General features: G+C 56.1%; 25 protein-coding genes and 2 tRNA genes. 17 read left to right on the plus strand and 10 right to left on the minus strand.

The window, feature by feature from the left end; genetic code table 11:
* Positions 1-62: 62 nt before the first annotated feature.
* A complete protein-coding gene (locus tag H573_RS0112510) occupies positions 63-1,100 on the minus strand; it encodes a rod shape-determining protein (protein WP_027874581.1) in 1,038 nt (345 codons plus the stop codon).
* A gap of 249 nt (positions 1,101-1,349) precedes the next feature.
* On the opposite strand from H573_RS0112510, the gene gatC reads away from it, so the two are divergent.
* Genes gatC through H573_RS0112530 form a run of 4 tightly spaced genes read left to right on the plus strand, consistent with a single transcriptional unit; the run spans position 1,350 to position 4,915 of the window.
* Positions 1,350-1,637 (plus strand): Asp-tRNA(Asn)/Glu-tRNA(Gln) amidotransferase subunit GatC, encoded by a 288-nt coding sequence (gene gatC / locus H573_RS0112515; protein WP_027874582.1) that lies wholly within the window; start codon positions 1,350-1,352, stop codon positions 1,635-1,637.
* A gap of 39 nt (positions 1,638-1,676) precedes the next feature.
* Complete coding sequence (gene gatA / locus H573_RS0112520; RefSeq protein ID WP_027874583.1) at positions 1,677-3,131, plus strand: Asp-tRNA(Asn)/Glu-tRNA(Gln) amidotransferase subunit GatA; 1,455 nt, start codon at positions 1,677-1,679, stop codon at positions 3,129-3,131.
* A gap of 12 nt (positions 3,132-3,143) precedes the next feature.
* Positions 3,144-4,592 (plus strand): Asp-tRNA(Asn)/Glu-tRNA(Gln) amidotransferase subunit GatB, encoded by a 1,449-nt coding sequence (gene gatB / locus H573_RS0112525; RefSeq protein WP_027874584.1) that lies wholly within the window; start codon positions 3,144-3,146, stop codon positions 4,590-4,592.
* A gap of 29 nt (positions 4,593-4,621) precedes the next feature.
* Positions 4,622-4,915, plus strand: a complete 294-nt coding sequence (locus H573_RS0112530) for a PA4642 family protein (protein WP_027874585.1) — start codon at positions 4,622-4,624, stop codon at positions 4,913-4,915.
* A gap of 16 nt (positions 4,916-4,931) precedes the next feature.
* Here the strand turns inward: H573_RS0112530 and smrA are convergent, their stop codons facing one another.
* Positions 4,932-5,507 carry a DNA endonuclease SmrA gene (gene smrA, locus H573_RS0112535; protein WP_027874586.1) on the minus strand — a complete coding sequence of 192 codons (576 nt, stop codon included), beginning with the start codon at positions 5,505-5,507 and terminating at the stop codon, positions 4,932-4,934.
* 53 nt (positions 5,508-5,560) lie between these two features.
* On the opposite strand from smrA, the gene H573_RS19890 reads away from it, so the two are divergent.
* Positions 5,561-5,764, plus strand: a complete 204-nt coding sequence (locus H573_RS19890; protein ID WP_084498058.1) for a cysteine-rich CWC family protein — start codon at positions 5,561-5,563, stop codon at positions 5,762-5,764.
* Here the strand turns inward: H573_RS19890 and H573_RS0112540 are convergent.
* Both H573_RS0112540 and H573_RS0112545 read right to left on the minus strand, forming a co-directional pair.
* On the minus strand, positions 5,761-6,117 hold the full coding sequence (locus H573_RS0112540; RefSeq protein ID WP_027874587.1) for a hypothetical protein: 357 nt from the start codon (positions 6,115-6,117) through the stop codon (positions 5,761-5,763). The two genes, H573_RS19890 and H573_RS0112540, sit on opposite strands and share 4 nt — an antisense overlap.
* The gene (locus H573_RS0112545) at positions 6,117-6,374 is read right to left on the minus strand and encodes a hypothetical protein (RefSeq protein ID WP_027874588.1); all 258 of its coding nucleotides are present in this window, start codon (positions 6,372-6,374) and stop codon (positions 6,117-6,119) included. The genes H573_RS0112540 and H573_RS0112545 overlap by 1 nt, the downstream gene beginning before the upstream one ends.
* 153 nt (positions 6,375-6,527) lie before the next feature.
* Here H573_RS0112545 and cysZ point away from each other — a divergent pair, with 153 nt between their 5' ends.
* On the plus strand, positions 6,528-7,271 hold the full coding sequence (cysZ, locus tag H573_RS0112550) for a sulfate transporter CysZ (RefSeq protein ID WP_027874589.1): 744 nt from the start codon (positions 6,528-6,530) through the stop codon (positions 7,269-7,271).
* A gap of 5 nt (positions 7,272-7,276) precedes the next feature.
* On the opposite strand, the gene rhlB is transcribed toward cysZ, so the two are convergent.
* The 6 genes from rhlB to hemA form a co-directional block, all read right to left on the minus strand.
* A complete protein-coding gene (rhlB, locus tag H573_RS0112555; RefSeq protein WP_027874590.1) occupies positions 7,277-8,626 on the minus strand; it encodes an ATP-dependent RNA helicase RhlB in 1,350 nt (449 codons plus the stop codon).
* A gap of 84 nt (positions 8,627-8,710) precedes the next feature.
* A complete protein-coding gene (locus tag H573_RS18080; protein ID WP_084498059.1) occupies positions 8,711-9,550 on the minus strand; it encodes an HvfX family Cu-binding RiPP maturation protein in 840 nt (279 codons plus the stop codon).
* Between the two features lie 57 nt (positions 9,551-9,607).
* Complete coding sequence (locus H573_RS0112565) at positions 9,608-10,363, minus strand: HesA/MoeB/ThiF family protein (protein ID WP_027874591.1); 756 nt, start codon at positions 10,361-10,363, stop codon at positions 9,608-9,610.
* On the minus strand, positions 10,360-11,211 hold the full coding sequence (gene prmC / locus H573_RS0112570; RefSeq protein WP_027874592.1) for a peptide chain release factor N(5)-glutamine methyltransferase: 852 nt from the start codon (positions 11,209-11,211) through the stop codon (positions 10,360-10,362). The genes H573_RS0112565 and prmC overlap by 4 nt, the downstream gene beginning before the upstream one ends.
* 22 nt (positions 11,212-11,233) lie before the next feature.
* Positions 11,234-12,316 carry a peptide chain release factor 1 gene (prfA, locus tag H573_RS0112575; RefSeq protein WP_027874593.1) on the minus strand — a complete coding sequence of 361 codons (1,083 nt, stop codon included), beginning with the start codon at positions 12,314-12,316 and terminating at the stop codon, positions 11,234-11,236.
* Positions 12,317-12,380: 64 nt separating this feature from the next.
* Positions 12,381-13,658: a glutamyl-tRNA reductase gene (gene hemA / locus H573_RS0112580; RefSeq protein WP_027874594.1), complete on the minus strand. Its 1,278-nt coding sequence runs from the start codon at positions 13,656-13,658 to the stop codon at positions 12,381-12,383.
* 233 nt (positions 13,659-13,891) lie between these two features.
* On the opposite strand from hemA, the gene H573_RS0112585 reads away from it, so the two are divergent.
* The 11 genes from H573_RS0112585 to H573_RS0112640 all read left to right on the plus strand — a co-directional run bounded on the left by H573_RS0112585 (position 13,892) and on the right by H573_RS0112640 (position 23,982).
* Complete coding sequence (locus H573_RS0112585; protein ID WP_027874595.1) at positions 13,892-15,604, plus strand: tetratricopeptide repeat protein; 1,713 nt, start codon at positions 13,892-13,894, stop codon at positions 15,602-15,604.
* Entirely contained in the window at positions 15,597-16,166 is a 570-nt protein-coding gene (gene lolB / locus H573_RS0112590) for a lipoprotein insertase outer membrane protein LolB (RefSeq protein ID WP_027874596.1), read from the plus strand. The genes H573_RS0112585 and lolB overlap by 8 nt, the downstream gene beginning before the upstream one ends.
* Positions 16,163-17,005: a 4-(cytidine 5'-diphospho)-2-C-methyl-D-erythritol kinase gene (ispE, locus tag H573_RS0112595; protein ID WP_027874597.1), complete on the plus strand. Its 843-nt coding sequence runs from the start codon at positions 16,163-16,165 to the stop codon at positions 17,003-17,005. The genes lolB and ispE overlap by 4 nt, the downstream gene beginning before the upstream one ends.
* Before the next feature lie 8 nt (positions 17,006-17,013).
* Positions 17,014-17,088: transfer RNA gene (locus H573_RS0112600), tRNA-Gln, on the plus strand.
* Between the two features lie 333 nt (positions 17,089-17,421).
* A complete protein-coding gene (locus H573_RS0112605; RefSeq protein ID WP_027874598.1) occupies positions 17,422-18,354 on the plus strand; it encodes a ribose-phosphate pyrophosphokinase in 933 nt (310 codons plus the stop codon).
* Between the two features lie 83 nt (positions 18,355-18,437).
* A complete protein-coding gene (locus tag H573_RS0112610) occupies positions 18,438-19,085 on the plus strand; it encodes a 50S ribosomal protein L25/general stress protein Ctc (protein ID WP_027874599.1) in 648 nt (215 codons plus the stop codon).
* A gap of 23 nt (positions 19,086-19,108) precedes the next feature.
* Positions 19,109-19,696, plus strand: a complete 588-nt coding sequence (gene pth / locus H573_RS0112615; RefSeq protein WP_027874600.1) for an aminoacyl-tRNA hydrolase — start codon at positions 19,109-19,111, stop codon at positions 19,694-19,696.
* Between the two features lie 4 nt (positions 19,697-19,700).
* A complete protein-coding gene (gene ychF, locus H573_RS0112620) occupies positions 19,701-20,792 on the plus strand; it encodes a redox-regulated ATPase YchF (RefSeq protein WP_027874601.1) in 1,092 nt (363 codons plus the stop codon).
* 70 nt (positions 20,793-20,862) lie between these two features.
* A tRNA-Met gene (locus tag H573_RS0112625) sits at positions 20,863-20,939 on the plus strand.
* A 589-nt stretch (positions 20,940-21,528) separates the two neighbouring features.
* Entirely contained in the window at positions 21,529-23,265 is a 1,737-nt protein-coding gene (locus tag H573_RS18085; protein ID WP_051171271.1) for an Ig-like domain-containing protein, read from the plus strand.
* 132 nt (positions 23,266-23,397) lie between these two features.
* Positions 23,398-23,982, plus strand: coding sequence for a hypothetical protein (locus H573_RS0112640; RefSeq protein ID WP_027874602.1), 585 nt, complete (start codon positions 23,398-23,400; stop codon positions 23,980-23,982).
* The last annotated feature ends 28 nt before the right edge of the window (positions 23,983-24,010 follow it).

Raw genomic sequence — 24,010 nt, forward strand, 5'->3', positions numbered from 1 at the left:
CTCCCTCTGCTGAACACACGGTTACACGAGCACGCCTGTGTCGCAACGCCACAAGAGCTTGCTTATTCAGCAGACAATATATCCAGGTGGTGACGATCAACCATTTCCAGTGCCTTACCACCGCCACGCGCAACACACGACAATGGGTCCTCGGCGATAATTACCGGCAACGCACTTTCATCGGCAATCAGCTGATCGATACCCGTCAGCAAGGCGCCACCGCCCGTCAGTACAATGCCGGTTTCCGCAATATCGGCAGCCAGTTCTGGTGGAGATTGCTCCAAAGCGCGCTTCACTCCCTGGGTAATTACCTGAAGAGGCTCTTGCAACGCTTCGAGAATTTCATCGCTATTCAGAGTGAAGCGACGGGGAATCCCCTCGGCCAGATTGCGGCCGCGCACGTCAATTTCCCGCAGCTCGCTGCCGGGGTAGGCACAACCAATTTCTTGCTTAATGCGCTCGGCGGTCGCTTCGCCGATCAGGCTACCGTAGGTGCGTCGCACATGCGTGACAATGGCTTCGTCGAAACGGTCACCACCAACACGCACCGAGTCGGAATACACAACGCCATTCAGAGAGATAATCGCAATTTCAGTGGTACCACCACCAATATCAACCACCATCGAGCCAGACGCTTCTTCAACTCGCAAACCGGCACCAATCGCGGCGGCCATTGGTTCCTCAATCAACCGCACCTCGCGGGCACCCGCACTGAGTACCGATTCGCGAATCGCCCGGCGCTCTACCTGCGTACTCTTACAAGGAATACTTACCAATACGCGGGGGCTGGGGCGAATAAAGCTGTTTTGGTGGACCAGCTTAATAAAGTGCTGCAGCATTTTTTCCGTCACCTGAAAGTCGGCGATAACACCGTCTTTCAGAGGGCGAATGGCGGTGATATTACCCGGCGTTCTACCCAGCATGCGCTTGGCTTCAATCCCGACAGCCTCGACCGTTTTCTGACCATTGTGCACACGGATCGCCACAACAGAGGGCTCGTCAAGCACGATGCCCTGGCCGCGAACATAGATGAGAGTATTGGCCGTTCCCAAATCGATCGACAGATCATTGGAAAACATCCCGCGGATACGTTTTAACATTTGCGATTATCACCTTATACGATTCTGCGAAGACCGAGAATCGGGCTGGTAGGGCCGAAAACGCGGCGCAAAAGGCAGCACTGACCCCTAGATTAAAAACTTTGCCACTCTATCAACGCCGGGGATTCAGGGCAAGGCGCAAGTATGATAAGTTTACGGGCTTTTCCCAACCGCGCTCCGCATCCGCTCTCGGCTTGCGAAGCGCGCGTTATCAGCGCAACACGCGCCACGAAGCCAACAGGGTGAACCATGAGTTTAGAACAGGGCGATATCGCCAAACTGGCAAGGCTGGCTCGAATTCGCATTAGCGAAGAAAGCAGCGAAGAGCTGCGCCAGCGAATCAGCGACATTCTCGGCATGATCGACACCATGCAAGCCGTCAATACTGACGCCGTAGATCCGATGGCCAACCCCCACGATGCAACACAGCGCCTGCGCGCAGACGTGGTCAGCGAAGTTGACCAAAGAGATGATTTTCAGCGCATCGCTCCCGCCACCGAAGACGGCCTCTACCTTGTTCCCAAGGTTATTGACTAGCCCCTAGCCGCAGCCCCTAATTTAAGAGTACTCGACACCATGCCCAGTCATACCGTTGCCGACCTTCTTCGTGGCCTCGCCGCCGGCGACTTTTCCAGCGAAGAAATCACTCAACAATACCTCGATGCCATCGCCGACCGCGACGGCCAAATCAACAGCTTCATTACTGTCACCCGCGAACACGCGCTCGAACAAGCGCGCGCTGCCGACAACGCCAGGCAACGCGGCAATGCCGGTGCCTTGTGCGGGTTACCCATCGCCCACAAGGACATATTCTGCACCGAGGGCGTACGCACCAGCTGCGCGTCAAAAATGCTCGACAACTTCATCGCGCCCTACAGCGCCACCGTGGTAAACAACATGGCCAGCGCCGGTGCCGTTATGCTCGGCAAAACAAACCTGGATGAGTTCGCCATGGGCTCGTCAAACGAAACCAGCTATTACGGCACTGTGCGCAACCCCTGGAACACCGATCGCGTCCCCGGCGGCTCCTCGGGCGGCAGTGCTGCGGCCATTGCGGCGGGCCTCGCTCCTGCGGCCACGGGCACCGACACCGGCGGCTCCATCCGCCAGCCAGCGGCGCTGTGCGGCCTTACTGGCCTGAAACCCACCTACGGACGAGTGTCGCGTTACGGCATGATCGCCTTCGCCTCCAGTCTCGACCAAGCGGGCCCGATGGCGCGCAGCGCTGAGGATTGCGCCCTGTTACTGCAAAGTATGGCGGGCTTCGACGAGCGCGACAGCACCAGCATGGATGTTCGCGTGGACGACTACGCCGGCGCCTTGGATCAGGATTTGCGCGGCCTGAAGATCGGCCTGCCCAAAGAGTATTTTAGCGCTGGTCTCGACCCCGCAATCGGCGACGCGGTTCATGCCGCACTGGAAGAGTACCGCAAAATGGGGGCGGAGACGGTTGAAATCAGCCTGCCCCACACCGAGCTGGCGGTACCGTGCTACTACGTCATTGCACCGGCCGAAGCGTCAACAAACTTGTCACGCTTTGACGGTGTGCGCTACGGCTACCGCTGCGAAAACCCCGCCGACCTCGACGACCTCTACACCCGCAGCCGCGAAGAGGGCTTTGGCGAGGAAGTAAAACGGCGCATATTGGTGGGCACCTACGCCCTGTCGGCTGGCTTTTACGATGCCTACTATCGCAAGGCACAGCAGGTTCGCCGCCTGATTAAGCAGGATTTCACCGACGCCTTTAAGCAGGTAGACATTATCGCCGGCCCAACAACACCAAACCCGGCCTTTGGCATCGGTGAAAAAGTAAGCGACCCCGTGACGATGTACCTGGAGGACATTTACACCATTGCCGTCAATCTGGCGGGGCTACCTGCCCTCTCCATGCCCGTGGGCTTTGCCGGCGAGTTGCCTGCCGGCATGCAGCTGATCGGCCGAGACTTCGACGAGGGCCGCCTGCTGGCCGCTGCTCACCAGTATCAACAGCGCAGTGACTGGCACCTGCGTACCGCCCCAGAATGCGCGTAAGGAGAAGCCCAGATGCAATGGGAAGTTGTTATCGGGCTGGAGGTTCACGTCCAGCTCACTACCAAATCAAAGATTTTTTCAGGTGCCAGCACTGCTTTCGGCGCGGCACCCAACAGCCAAGCCTGCGCGGTCGATCTGGCCCTGCCCGGCACGCTGCCCGTTCTCAATGAACAGGCCGTTAACGACGCGATTTTGTTCGGCTTAGCCATTGATGCCGATATTTGCCGCGACTCGGTGTTTGAGCGCAAAAACTACTTTTACCCCGACCTGCCCAAAGGCTATCAAACCAGCCAGATGGACAAGCCGATTGTCGGCCACGGGGTGGTGGAAATTCGCCTAGAAGATGGCAGTACACGCAATATCCGTGTTCACCACGCCCACCTCGAAGAGGATGCAGGAAAATCTCTGCACGAAGACTTCCACGGCATGTCTGGCATCGACCTCAACCGCGCCGGCACACCGCTGATAGAAATCGTCTCCGAGCCCGACCTGCGCAGCGCCGAGGAAGCAGTTGCTTACTTGCGCAAGATTCACTCCATCGTTACCTACCTAGGCATCTCCGACGGTGACATGTCGCAGGGCTCAATGCGTTGCGACGCCAATGTTTCCGTGCGCCTAAAAGGCGAGGAAGAATATGGCACCCGCGCAGAGATCAAGAACATCAACTCCTTCCGCTTTGTCGAGCGCGCCATCAAAGTAGAAGCGCAGCGCCAAATCGACTTGATTGAGGACGGCGGCAAAGTCGTGCAGGAAACCCGCCTCTACGACAGCGACAAAAACGAAACACGCTCCATGCGCAGCAAGGAAGAAGCCAACGACTACCGCTACTTCCCCTGCCCCGACCTGCTACCGGTTCATATCGAGCAATCCTTGATCGACAGCCTGCAAAAACAAATGCCGGAGCTGCCAGACGCCAAACGCCAGCGTTTTGAAACTGAGTACGGTCTGTCGACCTACGACGCCAGCCTGTTAACCGCCGAGCGAAGTACTGCCGACTTCTTCGAAACATGCTGCAAAATCGCTGGCGACGCCAAACTCGCCGCCAACTGGGTCAACGGCGAACTGTCCGCCGCCCTGAATCGCGAAGGCAAGGCGTTAAAAGACAGCCCGCTCAGCGCAGAGCAACTCGGCGGTCTGATAGTGCGCATACGCGACAACAGCATCTCTGGCAAAATCGCCAAACAGGTGTTCGAAGCGCTGTGGAATGGCGAAGGCCAAAGTGCCGACGAGGTGATAGAAGCCAAGGGTTTGAAGCAGGTGTCTGATACCGGCGCAATAGAGGCGATGGTAGATGAGGTTATTGCCGCTAACCCCGCCCAAGTCGAGCAATACCGCGCCGCCGACGACGGCAAGCGCAAAAAGCTCATCGGCTTTTTTGTCGGGCAAATTATGAAGGCCTCTAAGGGGCAAGCGAACCCAGGAATGGTCAATCAACTTTTGAACAAAAAACTTAGCGATTAACACCGCTGCAAGGCACAACGGGATAAACAATGAAGAAAGACAAAGAAAAAGTATTGGATGAAGTGTGGACTGAGGACCGCGTGCGTGAGTTTCTCAACGTTGAAGCCAAAGCTGGCGTAGATGCAGACTTTCACCGCCTACTCAAAGCCTACCAGAGCATGCGCGCGGACGACTTTGAATTGTTCATCGGTATGTTTTTGGAAGCTGGCGGCAATATCAACGCCGTAGATAATTCGCAGCGCAGCGTACTGAGCTATGCCAAAGAACATCGCAACAGCGATGACTACATCGCGGCGCTGGAGAAGCACGGCGCCAGCCTGTAACGGCCGCGCAGCGCCATCAAACACTGCGGCCGCGCGTAAGCCGGTCGCGGTTTTCCTGTTTTTTCCTCTCGCTTTTACGCAGCAACACATAAACCGCCCCTGCTCCGCCATGCTGAGGCTGTGCACTACAAAAAGCCTGTACATCTTCGATTTGCGGCAGCCAATGGGCGACGTGTGACTTCAACAGGGCGACACCACTGTGATTCCCCCGGCCATGCACGATAATTAAACTGCGCAAGTCCATCGACATCGCTTCGCGAATGAACTCAAAGACCTGCTGGCGTGCACGCGCCACCGACATTTTATGTAGATCCAGGCGTGCTTCCGCCTCATAGCGAGCCTGCTTAAGCTTGCGATAGACACCGTGCTGCACACCCTCGCGCCGGAAATCCACCATATAATAGGGGTCTAGCAGCGGCACATCGTTGTCTGCCAGAAAATTCTTCACGCCCGGCTTGGCTTGTGCCGCCTCGCGGCGGGCAGCAAACGACGGGGCATCGACGGCCGCTTTTTTGAGCGCCACCCGCGCAGGCCTTTGCAAAGGTTTTACCCCCGCCATTTCTTCAGCAAATAGCTTGTCGTCGTCGCTCATTATTCAACCTCAACCTCATGCCTCTTCGCGGCGAACTGAGGTATTATCCCGGGATGACTACCGATACCGCAAACGCCGGGGCATGCCCTCTGTGCGAGGGAGAAAATCAATGCGCCATTGCAAAGGGCGAAGCGCCTCAGCAGTGCTGGTGCATGTCGACAACACTTGACCCAAGCGCCCTGGAACGCGCGGCAGCGCTACCCGGTGCGCGGCGCTGCATATGCGCCGACTGCGGGGCAATCAAAGACGCCGGCTAATAATCCGCTTGCAACGCCTCATAGCGTTTACATGCCGCCGTTTCTTCACCGCCATCTAAGGCCTCACAACTCAGCTTAGCCATCGAGCGCAAACAGGCGACAGCGGGGCCGTGCAAAGGGTGACTGCGGGCCGCCGCGTCAGTAAATGGCTCTTTCATGCTGTCGCACATCTGCATCAACTGCTGATCGACCAACGCGCGCATATCTGCACTGAGCTTCACACCGGCCATGCTCTGGCGCGCGCACTGGCGAGCTTTTTCACACATTGCCATGGCCGCATCACTGAGCTCATCGGCGTGGACATTTGCACCGCAAGCAACCGCCAAGGCCAGGATTGCTAATGTTTTACGCATTAGCTTTCCTCCGCCACAACTCGAACTTTGAGCTTAGTCGTTCCGATACGCTCAACAACGCGCGCGTGGACCACCTCCGGCCCGGGAATCACATCGATCAAACTCAGCGCATCACCTTTTCGGTAGGTATTCGCGGTACTACTCACCACAATTTCATCGCCCGGCGACAAACTGGCCAGCATTTTTACCTTGATCGGCTGCGCCGCGTGCGCCGCCCCAACCAGTGAAATCAGCAGCACCATTATCCAAATCTTCATAATTTCCTCCTGACAGCCTTTGTTTATTCTTCCCTGCCATTTAACGGGGACTCTGCGCCCAGCGCAATAAGCAACTGTGCCGACTCCGCGCAATGCTTTGCAAGCTCGGATATCAGGCTTACCATAGCCTTTTTTATTGCAAGGATTTGCACTATGCCCCCTGCATTACTCAGTGGCCCACAGTATCTCCATCGCGGTTTTCAGCTGTTGCGCCTGCCCGGCATTCGCCTGTTCGTGTTACTGCCGCTGTTCATTAACGTCGCTATTTTCGCTGCACTTAGCTATTTAACCATGTCCCGCTTCTCTCAGTGGATCGGCCAATTAATTGGCTGGCTTCCCGACTGGCTGGGCTTTTTGGAGTGGTTGCTGTGGCCCCTCGCCGTGATTCTTCTGCTGGCCATTGTGATGTATTTTTTCAGCACCATCGCCAATCTTATTGCCGCCCCTTTTAACGGGCTATTGGCTGAAAAACTCGAAGAACACCTCTGCGGTGAAGAGGTGGCAGGCCGCGAAACCATTGCCCAAGCGCTGGCCAGCTTTCCCCGCAGTATCGGTCGTGAATGTCGCAAGCTTCTTTACTATGCGGGCTTTGCCATCCTTACTTTGATAGCCAGTTTCATTATTTCACCCCTGGCCCCCCTGCTTTGGTTCGCAATGAATGCCTGGATGATGGCCATTGAATATTGCGACTACCCAATGGACAACCACCGGCTCAGTTTTTCTGAAGCACGTCGTCGGGTAGCCAGCCAACGCGGCACCAGTTTTAGCTTCGGCGCGTTGGTTATGCTGGGAACAATGATCCCCATCGTAAACTTGATCATCATGCCCGCCGCGGTATGCGGGGGCACGCTGATGTGGGTGGAAAGGCTAAAGGAGGAGGGAAATAAGCGCGCCTAGCGCGCTTATTTCAGCAGCTCTGCTGGCGGCTGCTCACAGGGCAGTTTCATGGCAAGCTCTGCTTCGATATCAGGCAACAGAAAGGCGTCGTCTTCACAGGCAAAGCTGATCGACGTCCCCGTCGCCCCTGCGCGACCAGTACGACCGATGCGATGCACATAATCGTCGGGCTCTTCAGGCAGCGTGTAATTCACCACGTGGCTAATACCCTTCACGTGGATGCCCCGCCCGGCAACATCGGTGGCCACCAGGCAGTTAATCTCACCGTCTTTGAATTGTTGCAGCGTTCTGGAGCGCTTGTTCTGAGGAATTTCACCGGAAAGAATGCCGCAGCGAACCCCCGCTTTGCGCAGTCGCTCATGTAAGCGACGTGTTTCATCACGCCTATTGGCAAAGATAATGACGCTGTTCACGTCATCTTGCCTGACAATGTTCAGCAGCAACTTAAACTTGTCGTGGGACTCAACAAGATACACTTTCTGGTCGACGCTATCCGTCGCCACCGACTCCGGCTCTATCTCAATTTTTACCGGGTCGCTCGTCCACTGTTCAGTAAGGCGAATAATATCGTCAGTAAATGTGGCGCTGAAGAGCAGGGTTTGTCGGTGGGTCTTTTTCGGGGTCAGACGCACAATGCGCTTCACTTGGGGGATAAAACCCATGTCCAGCATGCGGTCGGCTTCGTCAATAACCAGCACCTCGACCTGATCCAGGTATAAGTCGCGACGACCCGAGAAATCTAACAGCCGGCCCGGTGTTGCCACCACAATATCAACCAAGTCATTATTGAGCCGCTCTAACTGTTTTTGGTAGTCCATGCCGCCGATCAAGGTCACCACATTCAAACCGCAATGGGCGCCCAGCTGGCGAGCATCTTCGCCAATTTGCACAACCAATTCACGAGTCGGCGCAATCACTAATGCCCGCGGCTCTCCGGCAAAACGCTCGTCTTCCACGGGGTTGTTGAGCAGGTCGTTAAAAATAGTGATCAGAAACGCCGCGGTTTTACCGGTTCCGGTTTGCGCCTTACCGATAACGTCGTTGCCGCGCAAAGTGTGTGGCAGCGAAGCGGCCTGGATCGGGGAGCAGTACTGAAATCCGGCATCGGCAATACCGTGCATGAGGCGAACATCCAGCCCCAGGTCATGAAAACGCGTTTTACCCTCAACTTCAGGGACGTCAAACTGCTCAATACGCCATTCTGGCTGGGGCTTTTTAGGGCGTTTTTGCCGTGGTTTATGCTGTGAGCGCCCGGCCGCCTTATTACCGACTTGGCTTTCTGAACCCGCATTATCTTGCTTATCGGCTTCTGCAGTTTGGGGTGCGGGCGAGGATGAAAATAACTTTCTTAACAAAATGATCTCTTCTTTTACTGTGATTCTGTGCAATATTCGACCATTCTAGCACCAAACACCCGCACTAAGGTTAATAAAGTCAGCTTAGCGCGAGGGCGTTGGGTCGTCTGGGCTGGCGTCCTGAACCGCTTGGTCGCCCACATCAGCATCGGGGGCCTGGGGCTTCGGGTCGGGCATTGAGCCCTCGACGACCGGCGATGGATTTGATGGATTTTTTGTCGAGACGCTCGGTTCTGGTTGCAAATTTTGTGACGCTCGTTGCAGGTGATAGCGAGCAATCGCCGCCCGACACTGCCGGTCGAGATAAAAGTCCAGACTCAACCAGCGCCCAGCGCCACTAAACAATAGCGCCAGCAGCATAATGAAGTAGGTCGCGGCAAATTCGATACCGTTGTTAAGGACAACAAAATTTCCCTTCGCAGTAAGCCAGGGGTAGTTACCATGCTCTTGGAGAATGGCTCTTGCCCGCTCGAGTCGGCGCCCCACCTCAACACTGTTTTCCAAACTCTCCCGCGCGGCTGGCAGCCCAATATCGGCTAGCGGCTTGGCGGCGCTATTCAAAGGGTCACTGGGCGCGATCGCAAACCAGCCATTTGGCCAATGCACCGTGACCGCAGCCACGGCCATGGTAATTAACAGCGGAATACACGCCCAGCGCAAAGCAAAACCAAAAAGCAGGCAGAAGCCGCCAATCAGCTCGGTATATGCCGCCAGTTGCGCCATCAGCATTGGCTCAGGAAACCCCAGGCTGTGCTCAAACCACTGCGCCGTTGCATCCAAATGATAGGCCTTGTTGAGCCCAGCAGCGATCATCACCGGCGACAGATACAAGCGCATCATCAGCGGTGAGATAAACGCCAAGCGCTTGAGCAGAGCAACCACGCCGTCGTGAAAAAAATAATAGGCTCGCAATACGTGCACCATCGGCAATCCCTCTTTGTTATTAATGTTGTCGTGCCGGTTTATGGACGCACTATGCCATTATCGACCCGCACTGCAAACTGGGCAGCCGGGGTCACGTCCCAGCCGCAACTGGCGAATATCCATGGTAAGCGCGTCGATAATCATCAAGCGGCCGCAAAGTGTGCCGGGCAAGGCAAGCAGGCACTTAATTGTTTCAATCGCCTGCATGCTGCCCACCATACCGACCAGAGGAGACAACACGCCACTGTCGGCGCAGCGCAAATCATCCCCGCCTTCGTGATACAGGCAGCGATAGCAGGGGCTATCTGCCTGACGAAAATCATAAACGCTAAGCTGCCCTTCAGCGCGAATGGCCGCGCCGGAAACAAGCGGTACACCTGCGCGATAGCAGGCCTGGTTCACCGCAAACCGTGTCGCCAAATTGTCGCAGGCATCCACAACAATATCGACAGAACTCACCGCCACGTCGAGCACCTCACCCTCGAGCACCTGGGCATATTCGTGCACCGAGACATCCGGGTTCAGCTCGGCAACGCGCTGCGCCGCCGAGGCCACTTTGTGACGACCGATATCAGCGGTGGTATGCGCAATCTGACGCTGCAAATTACTGAGCTCAACGGTATCGCCGTCGGCAAGGTGCAGCTCGCCCACACCTGCAGCGGCCAAGTACATCGCCACGGGGGAGCCCAGGCCACCCACGCCGACAACCAGTACGCGGCTGGAGAGCAGTTTTTGCTGCCCCGCCACATCGATTTCTGGCAATAAGATATGCCGGCTATAGCGCAATAATTGCTGATCGCTTAACTCTTTCATAACTTGGCCTGCGCCACCTTCTGCCCCACAGTCATACGCTCGTTGCCGCCGTAATCGCGGTGCGTTTCCACACCGACAAAGCCCGCCGAAGCAAACAATGCCCGCACCGCTGATGCTTGCTGATAACCGTGCTCCACCAGCAAATAACCGTTGTCAGCCAGATAGGGCATCGACGAGCCAACAATGTGTCGCAGATCAGCCAAGCCACTTTCGGGCGACACCAGCGCGGAGGCAGGCTCAAATCGCACATCGCCCTGGCCCAGATGAGGGTCTTGAGCATCGATATACGGGGGGTTACTAATAATCAGATGGAACGGCTGGCTCGTGTCCAATGCTGTAAACCAATCCGACACCGCGACACGAACATTCTCCAACCCCAGTGCATGGCGGTTTTGTTCAGCGAGCGCCGCCGCCTCGGGAGAGCGATCCAGCGCCCAACAATGCCAGCGCGGCCACTCACTGGCCAGCGCCAAGGCCAATGCTCCCGTACCGGTTCCAAGGTCGAGCAGGCGACCCGCCTTATTATCCTGACAAAGACTCAGCGCCAGCTCTACCAAACACTCCGTATCCGGGCGCGGAATCAATGTATGCGCATTGACCTGCAAAGGCAGAGACCAAAATTCCCGATACCCCAGGATATGCGCTACCGGCTCCCCCGTGCGGCGGCGGTCAACAAGCGCGCAAAACTGCGCCTGCTGTGCTGGCTCTAATCGCCGCTCGGGCCAGGTGTAGAGGTAACTGCGAGGCCGGTCGAGCACATGGCAAAGGAGCAGCGAGACATCAAGCCCCGCCGTATCACTCACTGACTCAAGCTGGTGCTGGCACGCCAACGCATCGGCAATTGTCATTGCACCCGGCGCCACCACCGCCTTACTCAGCCATTGCAGCGAGCAGGTCTGCTTGATGCTCTTGGCGCAGAGGGCCGACGATTTGATCGACATCGCCCTGCATAAATTCATCAAGCTTATAAAGCGTCAGATTAATACGGTGGTCGGTCACCCTTCCCTGAGGGAAGTTGTAAGTGCGGATACGCTCCGAACGATCACCGCTGCCGACGAGGTTACGCCGCTGATCCGCCTGTGCCTGTTGGTGCTCACTGTTGCGCACATCGTTGATACGGGCCGCCAACAGCGACATCGCCCGCGCCCGGTTTTTATGCTGGGAGCGCTCATCCTGACACTCAACCACAATGCCACTGGGGATATGAGTAATACGCACGGCAGAATCCGTCTTATTGACGTGCTGACCACCCGCACCACTCGCGCGGAAGGTGTCGATGCGTAAATCGCCTTTATTGATTTCTACTTCTTCGGCCGCTTCCGGCTCGGGCATCACGGCCACCGTACAGGCCGAGGTATGAATACGGCCCTGTGACTCAGTTTCTGGCACGCGCTGAACCCGGTGGGCCCCGGACTCAAACTTTAAGTGGCCATAGACATCCTGCCCCGCAACACGGCTAATAATCTCCTTATAGCCACCATGCTCGCCGGGACGCTCATTGAGCACCTCAATCTTCCAGCCCTTGGACTCGGCGAATCGCGAATACATTCGGAACAAATCGCCGGCAAAAATCGCCGCCTCGTCACCGCCGGTACCGGCACGGATCTCTAAAAATACGTTGTGGGAGTCATTGGGGTCGCGCGGCAGCAGCAGGGTCTGCAATTCCGTTTCGAGCGTTTCAAGCTGCTGCTCGCCGTCGGCAATCTCTTCCTCGGCCATCGCCCGCATGTCGGCATCGTCTTCATCCAGCATCAATCGCGCTTCGTCCAAGTCATCACACACTTGGCGATACCGCGCATAGCTGGCCACTACCGGCTCAATTTCCGCATATTCCTGCGAGAGGCCACGAAACCGGTTTTGGTCGGCGATAATATCGGCATCGCTAAGCAGCGCGCCGATCTCCTCGTACCGATCAAGCAGGTTTTCCAGTTTGCTGCGAATAGACGCCTTCATAAAATCTCGCTTGGCTATATAGAAAAGTAAACGTGGTGGTGCAAAAGTCGCGGACGGTGCCGCGCTAGTTTTCACGGTCCTGGTCGCGCAGCTGGAGCAGCTCGCGAGCCCAGTCGACCAGGTCGTTACGCCCCTTGGCGCCGGCTTCTTTTATCTGCGTGGTGGGGCTGTGAATCAGTTTATTAGTCAGCCCCCGCGCCAGTTGTTCAAGCACCACGCCGGCATCCTCACCCTTGGCCAACTGGCGACGCGCACGCTCCAGCTCGGCATCGCGCAGACCCTCGGCCTTGGCGCGGAAGTCCTTGACGGTAGCAACGGCACCGCGCGATCGCAGACGTGCCTGCCACTCTTCAATTGCCGCAACAATTAACTGGTCCGCCTTGCGCGCCTCAGATTCTCGCGCACGCTTATTTTCGTCAACGATTTCACGAAGGTCGTCGACGGTATACAAATACACATCATCGAGCTCGGCAACCTGGGGCTCAATATCCCGGGGAACCGCTATATCCACCATCACCATTGGCCGGTGTTTGCGCTTTTTCAAGGCCACCTCAACGGCGCCTTTACCAAGAATCGGCAATTGGCTGGCAGTGGATGCCACGAGGATATCGGCATCGCGCAAATACGCCGGAATGTCAGACAGCATCACCGCCTCCGCCTGAAACTCCTCGCCCAGCTGTCGCGCGCGCTCGAGGGTGCGATTGGCAATAATGATGCGCTCCACCCCCTTCTCCCGCAGGTGACGGGCCACCAGCTCAATTGTCTCGCCTGCGCCAATCAGCAAAGCCGTACACTTGGATAATTTACTGAAAACATGCTGAGTGAGTGACACCGCTGCGTAGGCTACCGACACCGGGTTCTCGCCAATGGCGGTGTCGGTGCGCACTTGCTTGGCAACACTAAACACCTGTGAAAATAGCTGGTGCATGCCCGAGGCTGCCGTACCGGCCTCTGCTGCCAGCGCATACGCTGACTTCATCTGACCCAGAATTTGCGGCTCACCCAGGACCATAGAGTCCAGGCCGGCGGCGACTTCCATCATGTGTTGAAGCGCCTGGCTATCGCGACTGATATAGCAGCAGTCATCCAAATGGCTGCGCTCGACATGGTGAAAATGCGACAGCCAGTCGAGCATCTTTGCGTCGTCGACCGCATCGCCTTCACCGCCCAACGCGTATATTTCAGTGCGGTTGCAGGTAGACAGGATGGCAAGCTCCTCACCCAGACCACAGGCCAGGGCGTCCTGCAGTGCCAAGTGAATTTGCTCGGGCACGAACGCCACCCGCTCTCTTACCGAGAGCGGGGCGGAATTATGATTGATGCCAACAAGGAGCAATTTCATTCAGTTGGGAAGCCGAGTCAGGAGCGCAAAACTGACGCGGATTCTATCAAGTTGGCGTTCAAATGTGGATTTTATTACCAAAACAAGCGGGGTTTTCTCGGCCAGCCGGTGATCATTCCCGCTCGCAGCGGTCATAGATGGCACGCGTCGCCCCACTGGCGATAGAAATAAGGTAGGATTATTCCAGCCATTACACCGCGACGACAACGCGGCGCCATCGCAACAGGACAACAATGTCACAACGCTTACACTATACCCTCATTGGCCTATTTTTCTTGGCCTCCGGCTGCGCCTTGACACCGGCAGAACACCAGCCGGAGAAAGCCGTCGCCGCCGAAGACAAGAGCGTGCCCCTCAGAGCACTGCCGGAAGACAGCGTTTACGACCTGCTGCTCGCCGAATTGTCGCTGCGCAACCACGACCTCAGCACCGCCCTAAGCAACTATCGCCGGCAGGCTGACCGCACCGGCGACCTTGAGCTGACTGCCAGCACGGCACGGCTTGCCGACTATATGGAGCAGCACAACGTCGCCGCGGTTTACGCGCAGCGCTGGCTAAAACGCGACGCCGACGCCAGCGAGGCCCATTATATACTGGCCGGCGCGCTGTCCCGCCTGGGCGACCCGCTCAGCGGCCTCCCTCATATGACCCGCGTGCTCGAACTCGGCGATGAAACCAATTTCGCGGCAATGGCAGCCACGGCACTTGGCCGGCCCGATGCTGAAAAAAATGCCTTTTTCCAGGCCCTGCAAACCGTTCAGGGCCAACACCCCAACGATAACAGCCTGCGTATTGCCCTGGCGCTTATGCTGCAATACCGCCAGCGCGAGGAAGACGCCTTAAACCTTGTGCGCCTAGCATTGGATGAAGAGCCAACCAACCCCCACGCCCTACTCATAGAAACACGCACCTTGAGCCAGCTCGGGCGCGACGACGAAGCGATAGAACGACTCAAATACGCCGTAGACCAAAATCCGAGACACAAGCGCCTGCGCCATGACCTGTGCCGCAAGCTGGTTAAAGTCGATGTCTATCAAGCCAAGGCGCACTATGAAGTATTGGCCCGGCAATACCCTCAGGATCACGATATCTTGCTGGAGCTGATGCTGATAAACCGCGAACTCAGCAATACTGAGGAAGCCGAGCAACAACTGGAAAGCCTGAGCGCCAATCCGCAGCAACGCAGTCGGGCGCACTATGTACTTGGCCGCCTCGCCGAAGAAGAGCGCGACTGGAACGACGCCCTGCAGCACTACCAGCAGGCGACCCGCCTACCCGAATTCAATGAGGCCAGCCGACGGGTAGCCAGTATCAGCCTATCGACAGAAGGCCGCGAGCAGGCCCTGTCGCGCCTGGCTGACTGGCGCGAATCACTACCGGAACACGCTGAATTCATTTATTTGCTGGAAGCCGAAATTCTGCGCAAGGCCGATTTAGACGAGCGTGGCTTTTCACTTCTGACTCAGGGCTTACAAACACTGCCGGACAGCACCGAATTGCGCTATGCGCGATCACTATTCTCCGAACGCTTGGGCAACCTGCCCGCCGTGGAAAAGGACCTGCGCTACATTATCGACCGCGACCCAAACAACAGTGCGGCTCTCAATGCGCTGGGCTACACGCTGGCCAACCGCAGTGCACGACTGGATGAGGCCCAGCGCTTAATCGAACGCGCGCTAAAGCTATCCCCCGATGACCCCGCCATATTAGATAGCTACGGCTGGGTGTTGCTCCTCAAGGGTAAGACCGAGGCTGCACTCAGCTACCTTGAGCGCGCCTTTGCCCAAAGCCAGGATCACGAAATTGCCGCCCACCTCGGCGAGGCCTACTGGTTACTGGGCAGAGAGGATGCCGCCCGCGCGGCTTGGCAGAAAGGTCTGCAAGACACACCGAATAGCCCCATTATCTATGACACTTTACAGCGACTGAAACTCCTCGATGAATAAACACATTCGCCTGATCAGCATTGTCGCTGCGGCGATGCTCACAGCCTGTAGCAACCTGCCCCCCGCCACCCCTGGAGAGCAGCACTGGCATATGCAGGGCCGAATCGGTCTATGGCAAGGCAGCCAGCAAGAGAGCAGCCAAATTACCTGGCTACAATGCGGCGACAATTACGCCGAAATACGCCTGACTGGCCCAGTAGGTATCGGCGGCGCCGAAATCATCAGCGAACCCTCGGGCGCCCGGCTAACCTACAAAGGCGATGTTCGCCGAGCCGCCAGCGCCGAAGCGCTGGCCGCCGATATCGGCTGGCCCGTTCCCGTTTCTGCTTTGCGCCACTGGCTGCGTGGCCGCGCCGCGCCCAACGCACCACTGGCGGCGCAACTTTCAGCAACCGGGCAACTCAGCTCGCTGGAACAATTTGACTGGCAGATTCAATTTGCCCGCTACCAGCACGACAGCACCGACGCCCTGCCACAATTGATTGAAGCGAAACGCGGCGATACCCGGCTAAAGCTGATCGTTAAATCATGGCGCAATGGCAAACAGGAATGCGCACAATGAACACTCTCAGCCTGCCTTGCCCGGCCAAAATCAACCTATTCCTGCACATTACCGGCCAGCGCGACGACGGCTATCACGAATTACAAACGCTATTCCAACTTCTGGACTACGGCGACACCCTTCACCTGCAGGGGCGCACCGATGACGAACTGCGCTTCCTTACTCCGCTGGCCGGCGTAAGTGACGACAACAACCTGATCCTCCGCGCAGCGCGCCTGTTGCGAGAGCATGTGCAGCGCCCACTTGGCGCCAATATCGGACTAGACAAGCGCCTCCCGATGGGTGGAGGCATTGGCGGCGGCAGCTCTGATGCCGCATCAACCCTGCTGGGGCTCAATCACATCTGGCAGTTGGACCTCGGCCTCGACGAGCTTGCTGAACTAGGCCTGAGCCTCGGCGCCGATGTTCCGGTATTCATCCACGGGCACACCGCCTGGGCCGAAGGCATCGGTGAAAAATTACGCCCGCTGGACACCCCCGAATACTGGTATTTAGTGCTGCGACCTGACTGCGAAGTGAGCACTGCAGAAATTTTTTGCCACGAACAATTGACACGCAATGCCTCTCCCATCAAAATAGCGGCCTTTCTTGAGGGGGCCACCGGAAACAGCTGCCAAAACTTGGTGCGAAAACTGTATCCGGATGTTGATAAAGCCTTGAATTGGCTAGATCAATTTGCTCCAGCGAAGTTAACCGGCACCGGTTCCTGTGTGTTCGCTAGCTTCGACAGCAAGAGCACTGCGGAAGCAGTTTTGGCACAAAAGCCTGCATCGACATCGGGCTTTGTTGCGAAGGGTGTTAACCTTTCGCCACTGCACAAAACGCTGTCCACGGTGTAACGATTTACTGGGGTGTCGCCAAGCGGCAAGGCACTGGGTTTTGATCTCAGCATTCGTAGGTTCGAATCCTACCACCCCAGCCATATTACTAGAGCGCCGAAAGTAGTCGGCCCTCTGAAGGGGAACAGGCCGCACATCGCCTGATCCGGTAGGTTCGAACCAAGGTTCGATAAGTGCTTGCACTTAGGCATCGCGACGCGATGGCTGAAAGCCTAAGGCCGATAAAGGCCGCAGCCAATCCTACCACCCCGGCCATTTTATAGATTCCCGCCTAAATGGCGGGAATCTTGTTTATGGTTTACGGTTTCGGCGCAAAGCTTCAGTTGTGAGCAACACGAAGCTTTGCACTTTTAGTCCGAACCGTCACACCGCGAATCAACCTTCAGCCTCACAGGACATTGACCGTGCACAACATGATGGTCTTCACTGGCAACGCCAACCCAGACTTGGCCCGCAAAGTTGCCGAACACCTCCGACTGCCCCTAGGCGATGCGACGGTAAGCAAATTCAGCGACGGCGAAGTCTTTGTCGAAGTTAATGAAAATGTTCGCGGTGCAGATGTATTCCTCCTGCAGCCGACTTGTGCGCCGACCAACGACAACCTAATGGAGTTGGTTGTGATGGCAGATGCCATGCGTCGCGCCTCAGCCGGACGCATCACGGCGGTAGTGCCCTATTTCGGTTATGCCCGCCAGGATCGCCGCGTGCGCTCGCAGCGCGTACCCATTTCAGCGAAAGTCGTTGCAGACATCCTCAGTGGCGTCGGCATTAATCGTGTACTGACCGTCGACCTTCACGCCGAGCAGATTCAGGGCTTCTTCGACGTTCCCGTCGACAATGTCTATGGCTCGCCGATCCTGCTTGACGATATCAATCGCCAAAACTACCCCGATCAAATTGTCGTGTCCCCGGACATCGGCGGTGTCGTGCGCGCACGCGCGGTTGCCAAGCAACTGAACGACGCTGACCTGGCCATTATTGATAAGCGCCGTCCTAAAGCGGGTGTCGCCCAGGTGATGCACCTGATCGGCGAAGTGGAAGGCAAAACCTGCCTGCTGGTCGACGACATGGTCGATACCGCAGGCACACTGTGCAAAGCAGCGGCCGCTCTGAAGGCTCAAGGCGCAGCAAAAGTTGTCGCATACTGCACACATCCTGTATTATCCGGGCCCGCTGTTGATAACATCAGCGGCTCTGAGCTAGATGAGCTCGTGGTTACTGACACAATTCCATTGTCAGACGCCGCCGCCAACTGCCCAAAAATTCGCCAGCTAACCCTGGCAAACCTACTGGCCGAGTCAATCCGACGGGTCAGCAACGAAGAGTCAATCAGCGCCCTGTTCCGCTAAACCGCGCAACATAACGCTTTCTGACTTTCACCGCCGAACTGGTCGCAAGTTCGGCGGTTTTCGCTTTTTATGAGGAGACATTTATGTCCAGCGAATTTATTGTAAACGCCAAGGCGCGTACTGATGTAGGGAAAGGTGCGAGCCGCCGCCTACGTCGTTTGGCCGCCGAAGTTCCCGCGATCATCTACGGTGGTGACAAAGCCCCGCAAATGATCAGCATCGCCCACAAAGACCTGCTCTGGTTCCTGGAAGACGAGGCATTTTTCAGCTCGGTTCTGACCATGGACATCGACGGCAGCAAAGAGTCTGTGGTTATTAAAGACCTGCACCGCCACCCAGCCAAACCACAAATCTTGCACGCTGATTTTCTGCGCGTAAGCGCCGACACCAAAATCACGCTGCAAGTACCACTGCACTTCATCAACGAAGAAGCCTGCCACGGCGTGAAAATGCAGGGCGGCTCGATCACTCATGCAATGACTGAAATTGAAGTTCAGTGTCTGCCAAAAGACCTGCCTGAGTTCATCGAAGTCGACATGAAAGACAAAGAAGTCGGCGACATCGTTCACCTTTCCGACCTGGCCCTTCCCGCAGGTGTTGAAAGCATCGCTCTGGCACTGGGCGAAGATCACGACTCAGCTGTTGCCGTTGTGCAGGCTCCTCGCGGAGGCGCTTCTGACGATGAAGACGCTGCAGAAGGCGCTGAAGACGAAAGCAGCGAAGAGTCTTAATCTCGCTCTGAGCAGGCGCCCACGTGACCCGGATCAAACTGATTGTTGGGCTGGCCAACCCCGGCCAGCAATATCAGCCAACTCGTCACAACGCGGGCGCCTGGTTCGTTACTGAGCTAGCTCGACAACAGGGCTGCTCACTCACGGCCGAAGCTCGCTTTTTCGGCGACACCGGCCGCTGCTTTATCGATGGACAGGACATTCGCCTGCTCATACCCAGCACCTTTATGAACCGCAGCGGTCAGGCTATCGCCACCATGGCCGGGTTCTTCAAAATCACCCCCGAAGAAATCCTCATCGCTCACGATGAACTCGATCTGCCTCCTGGCAGCGCGCGCTTTAAATCGGGCGGCGGTCACGGCGGCCACAACGGCCTACGCGACACTATTAGCAAACTCGGCAACAACAAGAATTTCCATCGCCTGCGTATCGGCATTGGCCACCCCGGCAGCGCCGACAAAGTGACCGGTTACGTGCTGGGCAAACCCTCATCCGATGAGCGAATCGCCATCGATCACTGCATAGATGAGGCATTACGCAGTTTAGCCCCCGCCATTCAAGGTGACTGGGCAAAAGCGATGAATCAACTCCACAGCTACAAACAGGGATAACATCATGGGTTTCAATTGCGGTATCGTCGGCTTGCCTAATGTGGGCAAATCAACACTGTTCAACGCCCTGACCAAAGCTGGCATCGACGCAGAGAACTTTCCGTTCTGCACCATTGAGCCCAATTCCGGCATCGTCGGCGTTCCCGACCCACGCCTAAACGTTCTGGCAGAGATTGTCTCGCCAGAGCGCGTGCTTCCCGCAACGATGGAATTTGTCGATATCGCCGGGCTGGTTGCCGGCGCCTCAAAGGGTGAGGGCCTCGGCAATAAATTCCTCGCCAATATCCGCGAGACCGATGCCATTGCCCACGTGGTTCGCTGCTTCGACAACGACAATGTTATCCACGTGGCAAACAAGGTCGACCCCGCCGCAGATATCGACGTGATTAACACCGAGCTCGCCTTGGCCGACCTCGACGCCGTTGAGAAGCAACTACAGAAAGTCGTTCGCCCTGCCAAAAGCGGCGATAAAGACGCCATTGCCGCCAAGAACCTGCTGGAAAAACTTCAGAGCCACCTGGATGAGGGCAAACCGCTTCGCTCACTCGAGCTGGACGATGCCGAACGCGCTCGCATGAGCAGCCTCCACCTTCTCACCACCAAGCCGACGATGTATATCGCCAACGTCAACGAGGACGGCTTTGAAAACAACCCCCACCTCGACACCGTGCGGCGCATTGCTGAAGAAGAAGGCGCTATCGTTGTCCCCATCTGCAATAAACTGGAATCAGAAATTGCCGAGCTGGACGACGATGAAAAAGGCGAATTCCTCGAAGAGCTCGGCATGGACGAAGCCGGCCTCGACCGTGTCATCCGCGCTGGCTATGAGCTGCTAGGCCTGCAAACCTACTTTACCGCTGGCGTAAAAGAAGTCCGCGCCTGGACCATCCCGGTAGGCGCCACCGCCCCACAGGCAGCCGGAAAGATCCACACCGATTTCGAAAAAGGTTTTATCCGCGCCGAAGTCATCGCCTACGATGATTACACCAACTACAAGGGCGAACAGGGCAGCAAAGACGCTGGTAAGTGGCGCCTGGAAGGCAAAGACTACATCGTCAAGGACGGCGACGTCGTGCATTTCCGGTTTAACGTCTAAGCCCTCTCACTCACGCTTGACAAGGCCCGCATAAGTCAGGAAAATGCGCGCCTTCTCGACAGAGAACAGTGGCAAGGTAGCTCAGTTGGTTAGAGCACAACACTCATAATGTTGGGGTCGGCGGTTCGAATCCGCCCCTTGCTACCATTATTCTAAAAAAACCACCTAAGCGGTGGTTTTTTTTCGCCTTCAATAAATGTGCCCAAGCTGCCGGGCGGGTGAGAAACGCCGCCGCGGTTCGATGAAATGCGCTGCATTTCAGACGGCAACGCCGCCCGAAGGGGCAAAACAGGCCTTAGCCTGTTTTGATCCATCCGCCCCTTGCTACCATTATTCTAAAAAACCACCCAAGCGGTGGTTTTTTTCGCCTTCAATAAATGCGCTCAAGCTGTCAAGCGGGTGAGAAACGCTGCCCAAAGGGACAAACAGCCCGCAGTCTGTTTCCGTATATCCAGCTTTTCACCTCATTTATAACCGAGCCACCAACTTCAGTTGCTAGTCGCCCCTCTATTTCCCGGTCACCATTGATACCGTATAAGCCCATATAGGGTCGGAGAGGCAAAAACTCTATGCTGTTCACAACTTTCCCATACGCGCTAGCAAATAAGCTAATATGCTTTTATTGTTGTGGGCTTACTGAGATAAGCTAATCAACGACATACGGTTACCCAAGCAGTGCAGCAGTGATACTTCACCAATAAACAGCACTCGATAATAAAGAACAGAGGAAGAGGTTATGAAGTTCTTGTTCCGCGCCAGCCTGCTGGCATGCACCGTAACACTATTTGCAGGTTGCGGAGGTGGAAGTGACGGCGGCCCCAGCCTTGCCCCAGGAGAAAACAACAATGCAGGCGGCGGGGGCAGTACCGGAGGTGGCGGAACAGGCACTACTGCAGATCAAATTGTCCGTTTTGGCTCTATATCGAACGGCAACTTTAGCGCAGGCGTTATCGCCTCAAATAAATCTTCAGTTGAGGCCGGAACCAGCGCAAGCCTATCGGTAACACTGATAGACCAAAATGACAGCCTAGTGACGGATGCCACAGACATTCTGTTTTCATCGGCTTGCGCCGGGTCTGGCCTTGCAGAATTCCAGCCGGCTATTGCCTCTAACAACAGCGGCACCGTTACAACAACCTACACCGCCAGAGGCTGCAGTGGTGACGACAAAATCACCGCCCAAACAAGTATTGATGGGACGAGTTATAGCGCTACCGTCACCATACAAACCATTCCGGCACCTCTGGGCTCAATTAGTTTTGTATCAGCAAACCCTCAAACCATTGGCATAAAAGGCTCCGGGGCAATTGCTGAGCAGTCAGTTGTCACATTCAAGGTAACGAACACAGCTGGCGGGCCAGTTGCAAACCAAGATGTTAGCTTTGAACTCAACAATACAACTGGCGGCATCACGTTAAACGACGGGCAAAATACCACAGCACAAGCAACCACCGATGCCAACGGTGAGACCTCCGTTACCGTAGCTTCGGGCAGCGTTTCCACCTCAGTCCGCATTACCGCGACAGCGGTTCAGGGCACCAAGACATCCAGCTCGCAATCAAGCGCACTAGTAATCACCACCGGCCTACCGGACCAAGATAGCTTTTCACTGGCAGCAACCGTACTCAATATCGAAGGTTGGAATTACGACGGCGAGACTACAGAACTGACCATCCGAGCTGCCGACCGCTATAACAACCCCGCGCCAGACAACACGGCTATTGCGTTCCAGGCGGAAGGCGCAGCAATAGAGGGCAGCTGCGTACTACAAAATGGTGCATGCTCGGTAACACTTACCTCGCAGAACCCGCGCAGCAACCTTAGTGATGGACGCGTGACCGTATTGGCGACAGCAATAGGCGAGGAATCTTTCAACGATACAACACCCTCCAACGGCCAATTCGATGATGCAGAAACCTTTGCGGATCTAGGAGAAGCCTTCCGCGACGATGACGAAGACAATACTTACGATCAAAATACTGAACCCTTCGTTGATTTCAACAACAATGGAAGCCGAGATGGTCCCAGCGGCAAATTCGAGGGGCTTCTTTGTAATGGCCCCAACAAATGCAACGCAACTCAGACCACAACCACCATTAGAGAAGACTTGGTGATTATACTGTCGGGGTCTAGCTTCAATATAGACGGCCCCAGCAGCATCAGCCTCGGAGATGCAACCACAGCGGCCAGCGCCAGCTTCTCGTTTGAGATTTACGACGTCAATGGCCAGGTACCTCCCGCTGGAACTACTATCAAAGCGTCAACCGACCAAGGTGAATTGTCTGGAGTAACCTCATATGATGTCCCCTCGACAAACTATAACCAGTTGACCGGTGGAAACTTGCAATACGGCTTCACCATTAAACCCGGATCAAAGGCTGGCTCAGGCACATTTACCCTGACTATCGAAACTCCGAAAGGGATCATAAGTCGAGAAGTTGTACCGGTCACCCAACTTGTCGATAAGCCATAGAAATATCAGCGGCAGCCTCTGAATTAACGGGGCTGCCGACTTAACACGGCCGCATCCTGCGGCGCAACACCATTCATCTCCCGCCACTCTGCTGTTAATATCACTGCGCCTTAATCATTTACAGAGACCAACATGCGCCATTCGAATACCAAGCCCGTAATCTTGGCAATACTACTTTTTTACCCGCTCTTTTCTTATGCCGACAATCCCCGCCATTACTCGTACCTAGAAGTGGCATTCGCGCATCAAAGTACTGACTGGGGGCCTTACGAAGAAGAGGAGAACTTCACCTTCCTCGCCAGCGCCGAGGCGTTTGACTATTTCCACGTACACGCCCGCTACAACGATGGTGATACCTATATGCCGCGAGGCGTTATTCAAGATGGCTGGTGGACCTATGGCATTGGCGCTCACTACTATCTCAATAACAGCACCTCTGTGCTGATCGGTGCTGACCGCCACGAGATGGACTCCCAGAGCCGCCGACCCAATCAACGCGGCTGGGAATATAAAGTGGGTGTACGCCACGATATCAATGAACGCTGGCGCCTCACCCTGGAAGGCGGCGACCACAATATTGTGGTCGATGACGACACCACATTCATTTTTGAAACGCTGTACCACCCTCGCCCGGATGTCGGCTTCTCCTTTCGCGTAAGAGATTACGACAAGCTCGATCTTAGCTCCTACGAATTTGGCGCTCGCTGGAGCTACTAACAGCTATAACAGCGCTGAGCATTTGCTG

Origin of the sequence: Neomelitea salexigens DSM 19753 (assembly GCF_000422345.1) — a bacterium.
In the GTDB taxonomy this organism is placed as follows: domain Bacteria; phylum Pseudomonadota; class Gammaproteobacteria; order Pseudomonadales; family Spongiibacteraceae; genus Spongiibacter; species Spongiibacter marinus_A.

What these genes read in the sequence shown, in the direction of transcription:
- H573_RS19890 (WP_084498058.1), top strand. Translation starts at nt 5,561, where the DNA reads ATGACTACCGATACCGCAAACGCCGGGGCATGCCCTCTGTGCGAGGGA.
- prfA (WP_027874593.1), bottom strand. Translation starts at nt 12,316, where the DNA reads ATGAAGGCGTCTATTCGCAGCAAACTGGAAAACCTGCTTGATCGGTAC.
- lolB (WP_027874596.1), top strand. Translation starts at nt 15,597, where the DNA reads ATGAATAAACACATTCGCCTGATCAGCATTGTCGCTGCGGCGATGCTC.
- H573_RS0112565 (WP_027874591.1), bottom strand. Translation starts at nt 10,363, where the DNA reads ATGAAAGAGTTAAGCGATCAGCAATTATTGCGCTATAGCCGGCATATC.
- hemA (WP_027874594.1), bottom strand. Translation starts at nt 13,658, where the DNA reads ATGAAATTGCTCCTTGTTGGCATCAATCATAATTCCGCCCCGCTCTCG.
- gatA (WP_027874583.1), top strand. Translation starts at nt 1,677, where the DNA reads ATGCCCAGTCATACCGTTGCCGACCTTCTTCGTGGCCTCGCCGCCGGC.
- prmC (WP_027874592.1), bottom strand. Translation starts at nt 11,211, where the DNA reads ATGACAATTGCCGATGCGTTGGCGTGCCAGCACCAGCTTGAGTCAGTG.
- gatB (WP_027874584.1), top strand. Translation starts at nt 3,144, where the DNA reads ATGCAATGGGAAGTTGTTATCGGGCTGGAGGTTCACGTCCAGCTCACT.
- ychF (WP_027874601.1), top strand. Translation starts at nt 19,701, where the DNA reads ATGGGTTTCAATTGCGGTATCGTCGGCTTGCCTAATGTGGGCAAATCA.
- gatC (WP_027874582.1), top strand. Translation starts at nt 1,350, where the DNA reads ATGAGTTTAGAACAGGGCGATATCGCCAAACTGGCAAGGCTGGCTCGA.
- H573_RS0112540 (WP_027874587.1), bottom strand. Translation starts at nt 6,117, where the DNA reads ATGCGTAAAACATTAGCAATCCTGGCCTTGGCGGTTGCTTGCGGTGCA.
- H573_RS0112530 (WP_027874585.1), top strand. Translation starts at nt 4,622, where the DNA reads ATGAAGAAAGACAAAGAAAAAGTATTGGATGAAGTGTGGACTGAGGAC.
- H573_RS0112610 (WP_027874599.1), top strand. Translation starts at nt 18,438, where the DNA reads ATGTCCAGCGAATTTATTGTAAACGCCAAGGCGCGTACTGATGTAGGG.
- H573_RS0112605 (WP_027874598.1), top strand. Translation starts at nt 17,422, where the DNA reads ATGGTCTTCACTGGCAACGCCAACCCAGACTTGGCCCGCAAAGTTGCC.
- H573_RS0112585 (WP_027874595.1), top strand. Translation starts at nt 13,892, where the DNA reads ATGTCACAACGCTTACACTATACCCTCATTGGCCTATTTTTCTTGGCC.
- ispE (WP_027874597.1), top strand. Translation starts at nt 16,163, where the DNA reads ATGAACACTCTCAGCCTGCCTTGCCCGGCCAAAATCAACCTATTCCTG.
- H573_RS18085 (WP_051171271.1), top strand. Translation starts at nt 21,529, where the DNA reads ATGAAGTTCTTGTTCCGCGCCAGCCTGCTGGCATGCACCGTAACACTA.
- H573_RS0112640 (WP_027874602.1), top strand. Translation starts at nt 23,398, where the DNA reads ATGCGCCATTCGAATACCAAGCCCGTAATCTTGGCAATACTACTTTTT.
- H573_RS0112510 (WP_027874581.1), bottom strand. Translation starts at nt 1,100, where the DNA reads ATGTTAAAACGTATCCGCGGGATGTTTTCCAATGATCTGTCGATCGAT.
- cysZ (WP_027874589.1), top strand. Translation starts at nt 6,528, where the DNA reads ATGCCCCCTGCATTACTCAGTGGCCCACAGTATCTCCATCGCGGTTTT.
- H573_RS18080 (WP_084498059.1), bottom strand. Translation starts at nt 9,550, where the DNA reads ATGGTGCACGTATTGCGAGCCTATTATTTTTTTCACGACGGCGTGGTT.
- H573_RS0112545 (WP_027874588.1), bottom strand. Translation starts at nt 6,374, where the DNA reads ATGAAGATTTGGATAATGGTGCTGCTGATTTCACTGGTTGGGGCGGCG.
- smrA (WP_027874586.1), bottom strand. Translation starts at nt 5,507, where the DNA reads ATGAGCGACGACGACAAGCTATTTGCTGAAGAAATGGCGGGGGTAAAA.